The sequence below is a fragment of the Nonomuraea sp. LPB2021202275-12-8 genome (assembly GCF_037044575.1).
Classification (GTDB): domain Bacteria; phylum Actinomycetota; class Actinomycetes; order Streptosporangiales; family Streptosporangiaceae; genus Nonomuraea.
Genome location: NZ_JBAHWD010000046.1, coordinates 1 through 15,768 on the forward strand (window position 1 = coordinate 1; position 15,768 = coordinate 15,768).

The 15,768-nt window shown below is 67.6% G+C and carries 14 protein-coding genes; 9 read left to right on the forward strand and 5 right to left on the reverse strand.

Features of this window, described 5'->3' with window-relative positions; all coding sequences use genetic code 11:
* The 5 genes from V5E28_RS44005 to V5E28_RS44025 form a co-directional block, all read left to right on the forward strand.
* Nucleotides 1-220 (forward strand): hypothetical protein (locus V5E28_RS44005; protein WP_336216099.1); only part of this gene is annotated, 220 nt, incomplete at its 5' end.
* 307 nt (nt 221-527) lie between these two features.
* Nucleotides 528-1,187: a dihydrofolate reductase family protein gene (locus V5E28_RS44010; protein WP_336216100.1), complete on the forward strand. Its 660-nt coding sequence runs from the start codon at nt 528-530 to the stop codon at nt 1,185-1,187.
* Entirely contained in the window at nt 1,184-1,435 is a 252-nt protein-coding gene (locus tag V5E28_RS44015) for an NADPH-dependent FMN reductase (RefSeq protein WP_336216101.1), read from the forward strand. Before V5E28_RS44010 ends, V5E28_RS44015 begins: the two co-directional genes overlap by 4 nt.
* Nucleotides 1,432-1,698 (forward strand): hypothetical protein, encoded by a 267-nt coding sequence (locus tag V5E28_RS44020; protein WP_336216103.1) that lies wholly within the window; start codon nt 1,432-1,434, stop codon nt 1,696-1,698. Before V5E28_RS44015 ends, V5E28_RS44020 begins: the two co-directional genes overlap by 4 nt.
* A 429-nt stretch (nt 1,699-2,127) precedes the next feature.
* Nucleotides 2,128-4,728, forward strand: a complete 2,601-nt coding sequence (locus V5E28_RS44025; protein WP_336216154.1) for an AfsR/SARP family transcriptional regulator — start codon at nt 2,128-2,130, stop codon at nt 4,726-4,728.
* 229 nt (nt 4,729-4,957) lie between these two features.
* On the opposite strand, the gene V5E28_RS44030 is transcribed toward V5E28_RS44025, so the two are convergent.
* On the reverse strand, nt 4,958-5,176 hold the full coding sequence (locus V5E28_RS44030; protein ID WP_336216104.1) for a hypothetical protein: 219 nt from the start codon (nt 5,174-5,176) through the stop codon (nt 4,958-4,960).
* Between the two features lie 895 nt (nt 5,177-6,071).
* On the opposite strand from V5E28_RS44030, the gene V5E28_RS44035 reads away from it, so the two are divergent.
* The 3 genes from V5E28_RS44035 (at nt 6,072) to V5E28_RS44045 (ending at nt 8,206) form a co-directional block, all read left to right on the forward strand.
* Entirely contained in the window at nt 6,072-6,587 is a 516-nt protein-coding gene (locus V5E28_RS44035; RefSeq protein WP_336216106.1) for a hypothetical protein, read from the forward strand.
* A gap of 443 nt (nt 6,588-7,030) precedes the next feature.
* Nucleotides 7,031-7,429 (forward strand): hypothetical protein, encoded by a 399-nt coding sequence (locus V5E28_RS44040; RefSeq protein ID WP_336216107.1) that lies wholly within the window; start codon nt 7,031-7,033, stop codon nt 7,427-7,429.
* 78 nt (nt 7,430-7,507) lie between these two features.
* Nucleotides 7,508-8,206, forward strand: coding sequence for a hypothetical protein (locus V5E28_RS44045; protein WP_336216109.1), 699 nt, complete (start codon nt 7,508-7,510; stop codon nt 8,204-8,206).
* 416 nt (nt 8,207-8,622) lie between these two features.
* Here the strand turns inward: V5E28_RS44045 and V5E28_RS44050 are convergent, their stop codons facing one another.
* From V5E28_RS44050 to V5E28_RS44060, 3 genes are all read right to left on the reverse strand, one after another.
* A complete protein-coding gene (locus V5E28_RS44050) occupies nt 8,623-9,513 on the reverse strand; it encodes an NmrA family NAD(P)-binding protein (protein ID WP_336216111.1) in 891 nt (296 codons plus the stop codon).
* A 49-nt stretch (nt 9,514-9,562) separates the two neighbouring features.
* Complete coding sequence (locus tag V5E28_RS44055; RefSeq protein WP_336216112.1) at nt 9,563-11,059, reverse strand: MFS transporter; 1,497 nt, start codon at nt 11,057-11,059, stop codon at nt 9,563-9,565.
* Nucleotides 11,060-12,370: 1,311 nt separating this feature from the next.
* On the reverse strand, nt 12,371-13,192 hold the full coding sequence (locus V5E28_RS44060; RefSeq protein ID WP_336216113.1) for a S1 family peptidase: 822 nt from the start codon (nt 13,190-13,192) through the stop codon (nt 12,371-12,373).
* 479 nt (nt 13,193-13,671) lie between these two features.
* On the opposite strand from V5E28_RS44060, the gene V5E28_RS44065 reads away from it, so the two are divergent.
* A complete protein-coding gene (locus V5E28_RS44065) occupies nt 13,672-14,811 on the forward strand; it encodes a twin-arginine translocation signal domain-containing protein (protein WP_336216115.1) in 1,140 nt (379 codons plus the stop codon).
* Between the two features lie 124 nt (nt 14,812-14,935).
* Here the strand turns inward: V5E28_RS44065 and V5E28_RS44070 are convergent, their stop codons facing one another.
* The gene (locus tag V5E28_RS44070) at nt 14,936-15,646 is read right to left on the reverse strand and encodes a TetR/AcrR family transcriptional regulator (RefSeq protein ID WP_336216116.1); all 711 of its coding nucleotides are present in this window, start codon (nt 15,644-15,646) and stop codon (nt 14,936-14,938) included.
* Nucleotides 15,647-15,768 lie beyond the last annotated feature (122 nt).

Sequence of the window (15,768 nt, forward strand, 5' to 3'; positions counted from 1 at the left end):
AGAAGGTCAATACTTATCATGGCCTGCCCGGAGCGGAATGACGGTGGGACTTGAAGCGCAGGCAAGGGCGACACCGGCGCAGCGCCCGACGAAAGCCGGCACCGTACCGACCAGCGGCAGCCTGCACTCGTCGAGCGGGACCATCGCCGCCACGCATCGGCGCGCCATCGTCATGGGGTCTGGCGGCATGGGTCAGGACGCGGGTCGGCCCGGTCGCTGAAGTGACCGACGTAACGGCAGGGGTTTTGGGACGACTCGAGGTACGAGTTCGCCAAGACCGTGGACGAACCGGCCGATGTCTGGCACGGCTTCAGCGTCCGTCTGCTCACGTCGGGCCTTGCCAAGCGGCACATGCCCTGCAAATGGCCGCTCAACGCCCTGGACCAATTTTTGGCCCGCGTGGAATTTTGAGGGCGTGCAGGAAACAGCCACGCAATTCGCGTCAGCGAAGTCCATTCCGAGTTCCATCCGTACGGCCGTACCGCGTGGTGTTCCGACGGCGGCGCCGAGCTGACCGAGGAGGCACGATGAGCAAGCTCCGGTGTCACATCTCGATCTCGCTGGACGGTTTCGTCGCCGGCCCGGACCAGAGCGAGGAGAACCCGCTCGGGGTCGGTGGCGATCAGCTCCACGACTGGGTGGTCCCGCTGGCCGCCTTCCGCCGAGCCCACGGCGAGCAGGGAGGCGAGGTGAACCCGAGCACCGCGGTATTCGAGGAGGCGATCGAGAACCTCGGCGCCGGCGTGATGGGCCGCAACATGTTCGGCCCCATCGGCGGCGGCGCCTGGAACGGAGAACAGTGGACAGGCTGGTGGGGCGACAACCCGGCCTTCCACTACCCCGTGTTCATCCTCACCCACCACGCCCGCCATCCAGTACAGATGGAAGGCGGAACCACCTACCACTTCGTCACCGACGGCATCGAATCCGCCCTCCAGCAAGCCAAGAAAGCCGCCGGCGGCAAGGACGTCATGCTCTGGGGCGGCGGCCACATCGCCCAGCAATACCTGGCCGCGGGACTACTGGACGAACTCGAACTACACGTCGTCCCCGTACTACTCGGAGACGGATCCCGCCTCCTGGACAACCTCGGCGACGCCGACATCCGACTCGAGCAGATCCGCGCCATCGAAGCACCCGGCGTCACCCACCTCAAGTACCGGATCCTGCCCGGCACCCCGTCATGATCGACATAGCGATCATCATCGGCAGCACCCGACCCGGACGCAAGGGCGAAGCGGTCGCCAACTGGATCCATGACAACGCCACCAAACGCGGCGACGCCACATTCGAGATGGTCGACCTGACCGGCTTCGCGCTCCCACCCCTGGACGAACCGAACGGGACGCCACGGCGACACCCTCACCACCCTGCTGGACCAGGTCATCGCCTGGAGCACCGCACTGAAGGCACTGCGCGAAGGAGAACACCATGAACCCTGATCGCCTGCAGACCTTCATCCACGACGTGGACCTCGTGGTCAGCACCACCCACGACGAACACGAAATCACCGCGCAGGTCGCCGAACGGCAACCAACCCACCATCGGCATCCACGTCTACGGCGGCACCATCGGCACCATCAACCGGCGCTCCTACGATCCACCACCGGCCAAGCCCACTGGTTCACCTCCGGCTGGGACAACCCCGAACACACGCCCCAACCACCCGGCAACGCAGCTACGTTGAGTACGTCCTGAGTATGAAATGAGCTCATGCCATCGTGACGGGGCAGGTCACAGGCCTGTTGCGGACCGTTGGACTTGATCTCTGCATAGAAGTGCACCTGATAGAAGGGGCCTCGACGAAGACAACCAGCACCGCCAGGAGACTGTGTGCTGTTCCAGCGTGCCGCGCCGACGAGGCGGTGATCGCGGCCCGGTCGGGGAAGATGCGACCACGTCCGCGCGGCGGCGGATCACCTCACCCTGGAACGCTGTGACCCCGGAACCCGTGACCACCTGGCAGACGCGACCATGAGCATGTGCAGCTGTTCTGGATGCCATCTGAAGGTGCTGGTTGTTTGACTGGACGTGTCGCTGACCAGGGGCAGATGGTAAGGGGAGGCTGTTGCAAGGGTTGTCGGTCGGGGTCCTCGGACCGCTGGAGGTTTCGGTTGGGGGCGGCCGATTCAGCTGACCGCCAACCGGTTGCGGACACTGCTGGCAGCCCTGGCGATGTCCGCGGGGAAGACGGTGTCCCTGGAGCGGCTGACTGAGATGGTGTGGTCGGACGGGTCGCCCGCGAACAGCCGCCGGAGTCTGCAGAACTACGCGGCGCGGCTGCGGAGCGCCTTGGGCGGTCGGTGGGTCGAGACGCGGCCGAATGGATTTCTTCTCCTGGTCGACGCCGACGATGTGGACGCGTTGCGCTTCGGACGCATCCTCGACCGCGCAGCGCGTGCCCAGGATTCCGATCTGGAACGCAGGCTGCTGGACGAGGCGTTGGCTCTGTCAAGGGGTGAGCCGTTCGAGGACGTGGCCTCCCACTGGCTGCAGGAGGCGGAGGCACCGCGCCTGGCCGAACGATATCTGGCGGCACTGGAGCGGCGAATCGACCTGGATCTCGTCGAGGGACGCAGCCGCGATCTCGTCGCGGAGCTGAGGAGGTGGACTGCGCGCTGTCCCTTGCGCGAGTCCTTATGGCTGCGCCTGCTGATGGTGCTGGACCGGCAGGGCCGGCGGGCGGAGGCACTGGAGCGGTACGAGGAACTCCGGATACGCCTCGCAGAGGATCTCGGCGTGAATCCCAACGCGGAGTTACAGCGGTTGTACGCGGAACTGCTCGTCGCCCCACCTGCTGCCTCGCTCATCAGAGGCACGGCGCCACGCCTTCGCGTGATCCCCCGTACGATCCCCGCCGCAGCCGAAGAAGTCATCGGCCGGAGCGCGGAGCTCACAGCCTTGAGCGATCTGGCGCAGTCCGGATCGGCAGCCGTCGCGCTGGTCACAGGTCCGGCGGGCACCGGGAAGACAGCCATGGCGATTCACTGGGCTCACTCGATCGCCGACGGATTCACGGACGGGCAGCTCTATCTCGACCTACGCGGGTCGCGTGACGCGCCGATCGAACCAGCCGCAGCATTGCGGACATCTCTGAGGGCGCTCGGCGTTCCCGCCGATGACCTTCCCTCCGACCTGGTCACGCTGGCCGGTTCGTACCGGACTCTGACCGCCGACCGTCGCCTGTTGGTGCTGCTGGACGACGCACGGGACGCCGAGCAGGTCCGCCCGCTGCTACCGGCAGGTCGGGCTTGCATGACGGTGATCACCAGCCGGTGTGGAGCCGCTGATTGGGACGCCACGGACGCCGTCCGCCTGATCACCTTGGAAAAGCCGCCCGCGGCACGGGAGCCCGGCCTCATCTTGCCGAAGCCTGCACTGGCCGATCCTGGTGAAGAGCCGTCCGCAGCCGGACGCTTGTTCGGCACCAAGCTGCGACCGCTGCGGAAGTTGGCCGCCCTCACGCAAGAAGTGCCCGCCGAACAGGCGGTGCTCGGTGCGCGCGCCCTCCAACAGCTTGAGACCGGTATCGAGGCGGGGGCTCGCGATTCGTTGCTGCGGTTGCTGGCCGAGATGCTCCGGCCGCAGGGGAACGAGCCCGCGATGTCGGACCTGACGACCCGCGAGCGGCCGGTCGGCGGGAGTGCTGCTCCGACCGATCATGTGCTCCGGGCACAACGGCACCACTTCACCGTCCCGCGGCAGTTGCCGGCGGACGTGGCCGACTTCGTCGGCCGAGCGGACGAAGTCGCCCTGCTGGACGACCCGGCGGAGAGGCACCCTGCAATGATCACCGTCATCGAAGGGATGGCCGGGGTCGGCAAGACGGCGCTCGCCCTCCACGCCGCCCATCGGCTGGCCGCCCGTTTCCCCGACGGCCAACTGTTCGTCAACCTGCATGGTCACACCGCCGACCGGGCCCCGGTCCACCCGCAGGAGGTGCTGCATCGCATGCTGAGTGCTCTTGGCGTGCCCGGGCACCACATCCCGCACCCTGCGGATGACCGGGCCGGGCTGCTCCGCAGCCTGCTGGCGGGCCACAAAATCCTGATCATGCTGGATGACGCCGTCGACGAAAAGCAGGTTCTGCCCTTGCTACCAGGTAGCCGGGACTGCCGGGTCCTGATCACCAGCCGACGCCGGCTGGCCGCATTGGACGGGACCCGTACGGTCTCGCTCGACGTTCTGCCACCGGCGGACGCGATCACCCTGTTCACCCGCGCCGCCGGGTCGCAGCCAATCGTTGGCACGCCTGCGCAGCTGGTCCAGACGGTGATGCGATGTGGGCTGCTGCCCCTGGCCATCCGCCTCGCCGCCACCCGGCTGAGCTATCACCCCGCCTGGGACATCGCTCATCTGCTGACCCGGCTGACCGAGCCGCATCAGCGGCTGACCGAACTGGCGGTCGGCAACCGCAGCATCGCCGCCACGCTCGATCAGGCCTACCGGAAACTACCCGAAGATCAACGGCGAGCGTATCGTCTGCTCGGCAGCCGGACCACAGCCGATATCCCTGCGGAAACGGCCGCAGCCCTGCTGAACACCGACGTCATCACAGCCGAGCTCCTGCTCGAACAGCTGGCAGGAGCGCACCTGCTGCAGGAACCGGAAATCGGCCTGTACCGGATGCATGAACTGTTACGGGACCACGCCACTCAGCTGATGGCGCGCGAAAACGGCACGACGGGACCACGTGGTGGCGGTGGCACCGCACCGCTGAGCCACTGATACGGATTCCGCTCGGTGCCGATATTCATCACAGAGCAGGACAAGGACGACCCCACGACGGGTGTCGTCGTTGAACCGTTCGCGGACGTGGTCTGCCGCCGGCCGGTCATGGCCGGCCTGCCTTGTCGGCGTGCCCGAGCACGAACGCGATCTGCGCCATGACGGCCGCCTGTCGGTGCACGCGGTCGCATCAGGCGGCGGTCCTTCGGCGGGGGGTGGCCGGGGCGGCTCAGCAGCCGTCCTGCGCGGCCCGGATGACGAGTTCGGCCTCCATGACCGCATTCATAGCGGCCGCGGTCAGCGGCGCCTGCCGGTAGAGTTCCGTCTCCAATCGCTGGTAGGCCTGCACATCGACCCGCTCGCACACGGCGTCATGGGCAGCCGCCAGGTCGTAGAGCACTCCGGGGTCGGCCACTCGCAGCAGGACCCACAGCTCGTGGCCCTGCATCACGATGGTCCGGCCGAATCGCAGGGCCGCCTAGCAGCGGCAAGAGCGGCCACTCGGCGGTGTGGTGATCGGCTAGCACCCAGGTCAGCACCGCGACGTCGGCAGCGTCGACGGTCACGACTTCCACGGACGCGGCCGGAGGCAGGAACGTCACCGCGCTCGCCCCTGCGTTCGGGCGAGCTGGCCCGCCACCGGTAAGGCCCTCGCGGCCGTCCTGGTCACCAACACTTTTTCGCCTCCCCAACGTCGCCGTCGCGGGCGTGGCCGGCTCAGGCTCGCCCGTTCCAGGCGAGGCCCTGCGCCAGCACGACCCGCCCCATCATCGGTGACGGTCGGCCTCGAAGCGACCTCAGGAAGGCCTCACCGCCGGTCCGGGAGTTCTCACCGCTCACGGGCGGCCGGCATGCCGGCGCATGCTGCGGGAGGCACGCGTTCAGCGCGGAGCGGCCGCAGCCGCAGAACGAGTTCCCAAGCAGGCCTGTCGGAGTCGGGCCGCGGACGCCTGCGCGTCATGATCGGACCCGAGCGGCTGCTGCGGGGCACTCTCGCCTGCGAAAGCCCTGAGGGCGACAAGGTCGATCTCCGATACCTGCGGCCGGTTGTCCACTGCGCTGGTCGGCAACAGGATGGGCGACCGCAGCGCCAGCAGCCCCGCCACGCAGCTCATCGACGCGGTCGCTGCGGCGCTTTCCCGGCTACGGCCAATAACAGAGTCAACGCGACCGGACATTCGGCGGACATTTGCCTGACAATAGCCGGTCATATGTCAAGAAACAGAGCTGAGCACGATACCGGCGAGGCTAAAGTGACTGCCGGGCATATTCCGATCTTGCGCGAAACGACGCGGGACGCACCTATGCCAAAGATGCAGAAAACATATGAAGGGTAAGTCGACATGAAGGCGAAATTCGCCGTGCTCGGCACGCTGGCGGCGGCCATCGTCACCGCCGGGGCCGGAATCTCCGCGGCCCACGCCGAAACCGGCCGGCAGGCCGGCCCGCCAGCCGTTCCGCTGGTGCGGTACTTCGACGGGCTTAAGCACTATGTGACCAGCGGCGCGCAGCCGGGCCCGAAATACCGCGAGGAGGGCCGGGTCCCCATTCTGACCAGTAACCTCCCGGGCACGAGACCGATCTACGGCTGCTTCGCGGGCCACGCCCCGCGCGACCAGTTCCTGACCGCCGCTGCCGACTGCGAGAACAGCGTCAGCAGTTCGAAGAACAACACGTTCATCCGGCGGGAGGGTTTCCTTTACAGGAGCCCGGGGGCGGGCAGGCGACCGCTCTACCGCTGCTACGTCCCGCACACGAAGAGCCACTTCGTGTCCGTCCGCTCCGACTGCGAATCGAATCCGCCGACCTCGAAGGTGAACGCCGAATTCATCCTGGGATATTTCCCGCACGCCGGCTAGCTAGCAGGGTTGCCCCTGTCCGGTGATGTGACGTGCGAGGCTCATGGCGCGGCGGTGATCGTCAAGCTCTTACCGCCGAGCCATGAGCTTTCGCGTTGTGCGTCGTCGCCCCGCCACCGGGATGTCAGGCCCGGCTGCGGGCTGGCGAATGACCGGTCGAGGCCCTGGAACACCTCTGTTGCGACAGTCGAGACTTGCCGTCACGCGTTCGAGGAACCGGGTGAGGCGCGCCGCGTGCCTGTGGCATCCACCTGTGTGACAGGGTGCCGCCCCGCCGCGGCCCTTCAGTCGCCGCAGCATCCTCAGCGCTCGCGGACTTTTCACCGCTGCGTGGCACACGCCCGTGATGCCGGAGCCGGCCGCCGCAGGGTGGCCGTCGCCGGAAGGACTCGGCTCATGACCGCGGGCAGGATCTGGCCCCGCGTTCGTCATCAACACGGGGCGTGGGTGGCGCTGGACCAGGTCAGATTCGATGCCTGGTCGGCTGGGCGGTCTCGCTCGTCGTCGTCGGGCTGGCGGGCTGTTGCCCCAGCCCACCCCGCACCTGGAGCGGCTGGTTGTGCGCGGCGTTCTCCATCGACGTGTACCCGCGCACGGTCGTCGGCCGGCAGCTGGCCACCCACGTACGCACCGAACTGGCACTGGACGCCCTGGAGACGGCCCTGTGGCGGCGTCGGCACGACCCGAGGGCAGCGGCCGATCTGTCCCAGGCCCGCGCACTCTTCAAGGGCAACCGCCAGAAGGACAGCTCTGGTTGCGGCGTGAAGTTGTCACTGCTCGAAAAGTTGGCCACGGGGCTCGACCCGCTGATCCGGCGGCATTCTGTGAGCCGGTCAAGCTGACACCAACCGCCAGCAGGGCTCCGCACGAGGTACGGCCTGACCACGGGGTGGCGGCCCGACCGGTTCGGCATCGAACGCATGTACCTGGGCGGAGAGCCGGTCACCGCCGCATTGCACCGCCGCGCACAACGGCTCTTCGGTCCGTTCGAGCTGCGGCAGTCGTATGCGCTGACGGAACTGGTGCCGTTCAACGGGCGCATGTGTGGGCAGGGCCACGTGCACTTCCATCCGACCTCCGGCCTCGTTGAGGTGATCGACCCGGACACCGGGACGGCTGCCGCACCGGGTGCGGTCGGCACGATCGTGGCCACGCCGTTCCTGCCGTACCGGGACACCACGGTCCTCCTGCGGTACGACACAGGTGACGCGGTTCGGGCCCTGCCCTCGGCGCTCACCTGCGAACTCCGTGACCTGCCGGGCACCGGCCCGCTGCTCGGCAAACTCTCCAGTGCGGTACGGCACGACGCGGGCTGGACCTTTGCCCGCGACATCGCCGAAGCGGTCGAGGCGGTCGAGGCGGTGCCGCTGCCCGCCCGGCACTCCTACCGGGAGGTTTCCGGTGGTGTCGCGGTCGAGGTCCTGGCCCGGGCCGGCTGTGACGCAAGCGTCGTATACCGCGACGTCGGAGCCGAGCTGGAGTCCCGCGGCGTGCCGCTGCGCTCGCTGTCCATCGTCGACGATTCGGCGAAGTTGCGCGGTGCGCCGAAGTGTCGGTGCGACTTCGATGAGGGCGCGCTCCTACGACCTGGCTATTCCGTCCCCTCGGGCTCGGGATAGCCGGCGGCCGACGCCTCGCACGGGCGCCGACCTCAACGACTACGAGGCCGAGGGGAGGTGCGGCAGATGCTGTTTCGAGCGGTGTTGACGCTGTTGTTCCGCGATTCGCGATTCACGCTCGTGACGAAGGAACACGTGGGGAGCGCCTGATGCTCGGCTGGTGGAGCCACTGGTTCGGCGGCCCCACCAGCGCCCAGGGGGGCCTCGGCAGCCAAGCCTGTACGCCCAGGTCAAACGGCTGTCCTGGAAGCAGATCCCCGTCCAGCACCGCGAACGCGACCGCGGGCAGGTCAGTGACGTCACCGCCGCCCGCGCACAGGTTCTCGGCACGCTGTACGCCGCCGCCAAGCGCGCCGAGCGCCTTGCGGTGCCGGCGGATCAGCCCGGCACTCACACAGGGCGCGCATCGAGGAGCGTCAGAGGCAGAACAGGTTGCGATGGCGTTGGAAGAACGCGCGCAGGGACGTGGCAGGCCGGCCGGTCACGTGGTGGATGTCGTCGGTGATGGGCGGGTCGGTGAGGGAGCCGTTCCTGGTGCGTTCGAAGACGTTGCGGACGCAGGCCATGTAGATCGGGTCGGCGCCGGCGGCGGTCATCCGTTCGTAGAAGACCTGGGGCTCGGCCGGCTCGTAGCGCCAGGGCCGTCCGGTGACCTCGGTGAGCAGGTCGGCGATTTCGTAGAGCGATGCGGCCTCGGCAGCGAGGTTGTAGGAGCGATGGTCGTGCGGTGCGGGGTCGGACAGCACCGCGGCCGCGACGGCGGCGATGTCCCCGACGTCGACCCAACTGGGTCGCGCGTCACCGACGAAGTGGGTCAGGACGCCGGGTTTCTCGATGCCGAGCCGGAAATTCTGCATGAAGCTTGCTGGATGCAGGTGGGTGTAGCCCAGTCCGGAGCGTTCGATGTAGGCCTCGATGAGCTGGTGCCAGGCGAAGTGCACGATGGTGGTGTCTGGGGCTGCGCTCACTCCCACGTGGACCAGGTGGGAGACGTCCGCGGCCATGGCGGCGTCGACGGCGGCCTTGGACTGGGCGAGCATCCTGACGTCGTAGCCGGTCAGCAGGAACGTCCGGTCGACCCCGTCGAACACCTGCTGGATAGCGCCGAGTCCGGCCGCCTCTGCTTCGTCGAGGTCCAGAGTGCGTACCTCGATGCCGCGTTCGCACAGCGCGCGGACGCTCGCAGGACGGTTGGCGGCGGCGATGAGGCCCGGTCGGCCCGCCCGATGGCCGGGGAGGAGTGCGTCGATGAGGGCGGAGCCGACGGCTCCGCCGGCGCCGATGACGAGGACGGTGACGGGTGACATCTGGTTCCCCTCGATACGTATGAGCTGTCGGTGCGGCGAATGCAAAGCCTCACGGTGGCGGTTCCAGCGTGGGGGCGGCCAGGGGACGGTGCCGACGGCGGCTTGATTCGGCGAGCCGACCGGAGCCCCCGATCCCGCACCAGGCCACCACGGCGCCGAGGAGGAACAGCCCGGCGCAGACCAGCATGCTCACGACAAACCCGTGGCTCAGGGCCTCCGGACTGCGGGTGGCGTCCTGGGGCAGGTTCGCCAACCACGGCAGAGCGGCCACGACCAGCAGCCCGGCCGCGCGGGCAACTCCATTGTTCACGCCGCTGGCGATGCCGGCGCGGCTGTCCGGCACGGCAGACAGCACGGTCACGCTGATGGGAGCGGTGATCGCTGAGATGCCCAGGCCTGCGGCGACGACGGCCGGCAGTACATCGGGCACGTAGGAGGCGTGTGGGCCGACCCGTACCGCCAGCAATGCCCCGGCGGCGCAGACCACAGAGCCGGCCGTGAGCGGGATGCGGGGACCGACTCGGGTGACGAGCGTGCCCGTGAAGGGCGACAGCACAAGCACTACGGCGGTGATCGGCAGCAGCGCCATCCCTGCGGCCAGCGGGGAGTAACCGGTGGTGATCTGGAGCTGCATGGGCAGCAGGAAGAACAGCCCGGCGACCGCACCGTAGAGGCAGAACGATGCCAGGTTCGCCGCGCTGAATGCTCGGACGGAGAACAACCCCAGTGGCAGCATCGGCGCCGCAGCGCGCCGCTCGACCACTATGAAGGCGACCATCGCGAGCATGCCGATCGCGGCGGCGGTCGCGGCGAGCGGCCACCCGCCGGAGGCGTCGGTGAGGCTGTAGGTCAGGCCGCCAAGCCCGATCGCCGCCAGCGCGGCCCCGGCCACATCCAAGCGGCCAGGCGCTGCCGCACCGCGGGTATCGGGGACGTGACGGATCATCAGCACCGCCACCACAACCGCTATCGGGACGTTGATCCAAAACACCCAACGCCACCCCGCGACATCGACCACCGCGCCGCCGAGCAGCGGCCCGGCCGCCCCGGCCATCCCGCTCATGCCCGACCAAGCGCCGACCGCCCGCGCCCGATCAGCAGGGTGGAACGCGGCCTGGATGAGTGCCAGCGACCCCGGGACCAGCAACGCGGCACCGACGCCTTGCATCGTCCGCGCGGCGATCACCCAACCGATGCTCGGCGCGAGGCCACCCAGCAGCGAGGCGATCGCGAACAAAGCGAGGCCGACCAGGTAGATCCGCCGCCGCCCGTAACGATCCCCCAGCGCACCGCCGAAGAGAATCAGGCCCGACAGGGCCAGCGCGAACGCGTTCACCGTCCACTGCATACCGGTCATGCCTGTGCCCAGGTCGCGCGCTATCTCAGGCAACGCGACATTCAGCACCGTGGTCTCCAACAGCACCAGCCCCGCCCCGAGCGCTGTGGCCACCACCACCCACCGACCGGCGGACTGCGACAGCCGCAGCCCATCTGACGTGGTGATCGGCCTCTTCATCGCATGCATCATGGCGACCACCAGCCGCATCTCGGACTGTCCCGGCCCGCGCCTGCTTTGATCAACTTGTGCCCACGCTCCATATTCGGCGTGCCGGTAGCCCTCATTCGGTCCCTCCTCGGCCGCGCGGCGCAATCGGCGCAGCAGCCGCCCGCCACCGCACCGACACCGAAGCCCCGCCACCCACCAGCCCGAAGACGCCCATCCGAGGGCCTCGCGGACCGTCGGCCGGCGAGGCCCCGGCATCCTTGCGCGACCTCCGACCCATCGCTCCGGAAACAGACCTCGAGCACGTTGGGGCCGAAGAATCCAGAACGCATTTACTACCTAAGAATCCACAGATATAGATCGAAATTGACGCCATCAGAGTTGGGGCGGCATTCGGCTTGCTTACCGACGTCCGCCCACAACTTCACCTGCAGCTTGCACTTGCTCGCAGAATAAGTCCCCCAGTACTCCCAGGCGCCGTCGGCCTGAACCTCCCCGACAGCCGTTTGGCCGTCGAAGGCCTGGGAAGCGCTGGCGGGCGTCGACAGAAGCAGAGCCGCGCACATGCCGGCTACCGCAGCGGACACGAGTCGAACTTTCATTTCTGTGGTGCTCCTTTCTTCGGATTTTCCTGTGTGGCGCCAACGGCAATTCATTCTTGTAAGCCTGTCCGCTTCTGCAGGTAAACCAACAGCGGTGCCTGATATTCTGACGCTCAACCTCTTTGAGCGGTCATTTCTGGGGCAGCACTACACCCTTCCTGTGTACAGACTCAATGTGATCACCCCGGGAGTCACCGTCCCGAGACATGCAGGCGGAGGACTTTCTCCGGCCTGCGAGGTGGATCCCACTTTGACTTGGAGGGCTTGCTCATCTCACAGGCAGATTTGCCCTTCCGTAGACTTTGCACCAAAGGTCATGCGTAAACCAGGGCGTTAACCGGACATTTGGCGGGACATAACGCGGACAGCAGAGAATGTGAGGCGATACGCGGCGGCGCCACGCTCCCCCACGCTGCGCACGCGGCCGCACGTCGTTTTGCCCGGTTGCGTCGGTGGCGCTGATCGACATGTCTCGCTACCGGCTCCGGCCGACGCCTGTTCAGGACTGAGCAGTGCCGCCCGCGAGTGCCTGGACGTCGCCGAGCCGAGCCCCCTGGGTGACGACCGAGTTCTTGAAGCCCTGCTCCACCAGCACTTAACGAACGGTGAAGGCCTGGACGGCGAGGCGGTACAGCAGGGCGTCCCTGAACCGGAGGGAATCGAAGCGGTGGAATGCGTGCGTCCGACCTCACCCTCTCCTCCCCCGCGCCATGTCACGGGGAAGGAGAGGGCGGGGTCGGACGAGGTCACATCATGACATCCGGTTGGCACCGATCACGCTGGTCACCCAGGCCCAGTAACTGTTGGTGGCGGTGTAGACCTCGTCGGTGCCAAGGCAGGTGGCACCGCCGCTGCGACTCACCACACCGATGATCCGCCACCGATCGTCGACCCTCGACAGCAGCGGGCTTCCCGAGTCACCACTGCATGCGCCCGCGGTGTCCTTCTTCGACCGCTCGACGCAGAGGTCTCCGGGTGTCGCGTCGAACTCGTCGCCGAAGGAGCACTCCGCGATCGGCAGTAACTTCGTGTCGAGCTGAAGGATGTTGCGCGGTATCGAGGCCGAATCGCCTTCGACCGTCACACCCCAGCCGATCTGGCGTACGGCGGAGTCCGGGATCGGAGCCCGCGCGCTGGCGATCGGCCGCACCGTCGACGGCGCCGCCAGTCTGATCAACGCGATGTCGGCCATGCTCGCGTCGCTCTGGTCGTCCCAGGACGGGTGCGTCACAAACTTGATCGGCTCGAACATCGCGCCGCCCAGGTAGTCGTTCGACCCGACGCCCACCTTGAAGTCGGCCGGGTTGCGCCCGGTGACGCAGTGCGCCGCGGTGATGACCCATTCGGGGGCGATCAGGGCGCCTCCGCAGCGGAGCGGGTTCGGCCGGGAGCCCTGATCCTTGTACAGCAGCGAAGCGGCGAACCCGTACTCCTCAGTGGCCTGATCTCCGCCGATGAGCAGGGGGTTGTAATCGGGGTCATCCGCCACCGCGGGGCCCGCGCCCGCCAGCGACAACATCGCCGTTGCCGCGAGCGTGAGGAGGGTGCCGAGAAGTCTTTTCCTCTTTGTCATTTTATCCCTTGATTCGATGTGGCGCGGCCAGGCCCGCCGCGCTAGCCGAATACTAGGAGAAACCGGTCCTCATTCTGGCTTCATATCGCTTTCAACCGCGCCTTCAACCCGGGACGACTGAAGGATGCGACTGGCCTTTCCCTGGTGTTATACCTAGTGAAATTTCGTCCGTTGCCGTACTGGCTGCTCGGCCGCCACCCGACAACCGAGTGCCCCGCGGGCGACGGCAGTGCGCAGATCATCGGCCACGGCGGCCAGGCGCGCGCAGGTGTTCCGCCGGCACACCTCGCGTATTCATAAACGTGAAATGTCCGGCGAGTGCCCCGCCAATTGCCTGTTCTTCAACTTCCCAGCCCTCTACAGTGAACTCATTTCGGAACGCATGGGCCGTCCTGGAGTCGTCGGCCTTCTCGAGCAGAACCGGCAATATTCCTGCAATTCCGCTGCTGTTCCCGAAAGGAAACACAATGCATCCTGAAATGAGTCCGCATACCGTGCGGCCGTCCACCGTCGCGCCGAGCGACCAGGTCGTACGCAGGCCATCGGCCGAACCCACCCGGAGGCGTTTCCTGGCAGGTGCCGCGGCAGTCGCCGGCGTCGCCGTGGCTTCCCTGTGGCCGTCCGACCGGGCGCATGCCGCCGCGGGCTGGCAGGCACACGACTTTCCGGACAGCTCAAGCAGTCCGTCCGTCAATGAGGCGGTCGTCGGCATCCACGCGTCGGGGCCGGCGGACGCGTGGGCCGTCGGCCTGGTGGGAGCCGCACCCGTCCTGGGCCGATGGGACGGATCGAAGTGGACCAAGGTCGCCGCGCCGGCCGTCGGCGGCAGCATCAGTGGCGCCGCGACCGGCGACATCTGGGCCGGCGACGGAAGCAAGGCCATGCACTGGAACGGCTCGGCATGGACAGAGGTCGCGGTACCGGCCGCTCCGCGGAACTGGTTCTACAACGGCAACGGCCATGTCGACACCGGCTCGCCCGGCACGGCGTGGCTCCTCAGCGGGCTCTCGTACGTCTACGGCCCAACCTCGGACCATCGCGAGCAGGTGTCCTGCTGGGACGGGAGAGAATGGGTCGTCACACCGTCCCCGGGGACGGACGGGCATGACAGAGTTCGCGGGTTGTCGGCCACCGGGACGACCGCGTGGGTGGTCGGCGGAACGGTCTCCTCCTACGTGTCGTCCTGGAGCGGCACGGTCTGGACCCGGCATGACCTGCCGACGGGCGACGCGGGCTTCAAGGTGTGGTCGTACGCCGTGGCCGCGGTCGCGCAGGACCAGGTGTGGGTGGCGGGAGACCTGGTGAAGGATGACATGTCGCCGGTCGAAAGCTACCTCGCACACTGGGACTCGAAGACCTGGAGGCGGGTGCCCATACCGACGGGCGGACGCGTCGCGCGCCTGTACGACCTGGGCGGCTCGGTGCTGCTCCAGACGCAGAGCCATCACGGAGTCGGCCGCGATGCGCTCTTCCGTGGATCAGGCGGAGCGTGGCAGGAGCTCCCGCCGCTGCTGTCGGCCGGCGACGGCCGAGTGTTCGCCGGCGTGCCCGGTGGAGGCGTCTGGGCAGGAGGCAGCCGCGGCTATGTGACACCCACCACCGCTCGTTACACCGGTTAAGGCCGTCTGCACGAGCCGTGCGGTGGATGTCACACCGCACGGAAGGGCGGGGGGCGTACACGCGAGCGTGTTGAGCCTGATCAGTGAAATCCTCGTCGGCAAGGAAATCACCTGCTGAGATGACTCATTCATCGTCACCGCGTTGGCTGATGGTGTGTTCGAGACCGTCGAGGATGGCGCGTAGGCCGAACTCCTGCGTCGTCGTGGCCGAGGGGGTGGCCTCGACGGCAGCGAGGAGCGGGAAACGGTCGGCGTTGAGGCGTAGCAGGTCACGCATGATCGAGGCGGCGCTGCCGCCCGTCCAGGTCTGGGTGCCCGGGGTGGCGGCCGCGTGGGTGGCGCGGATGTGGCTGGACACCAGCATGACCGCATCCAGTCGTTCGCGTTCGGTCAGGGAGGTATCGGCCAGGGCGCTGAGGGCACTCTCGGGCCACCCGGTCTCACGAGGGCCCATGACACGGTCGCCCACGGTTATCGACGTCAGCCAGGGGTGGCGCCGCCAGGCGGCGGACAACTGGCGGGCGTACTCTTCCAGCTTGGCCCGCCAGCCGGTCACCCCGCTCAGGTCGGGGGGTGTGCCGACCGCCGCCTCGATCATGACGGCTATCAGCTCGGCCTTGCCGTTGACATAGCGATACAGGGCCATCTTGGTCAGGCCGAGCTCTGCGGCGACCCGCTGCATGGAGACCACCTCCAGTCCTTCGGTGTCGGCGACCTTCACAGCGGTGTCGGCCACCTGGGCGACGTCGAAGGCGGGCCTGGGGCCTCTGCTACGCGATTTCCGCAGGCCCCACAGCAGTTCGGCTACTGCCTTCGGATTCTCGTTGGCCGACATCGCCGTCCTCTCCTTGCCATCCCATCCAAACTGTCTCTAGCATACACAGTGTCCTAGAGATACAGTTAATTCTCGGTACGTGGGAGCAGAACCTGGGGCGGCGATGACCCGAATGCCGCCAA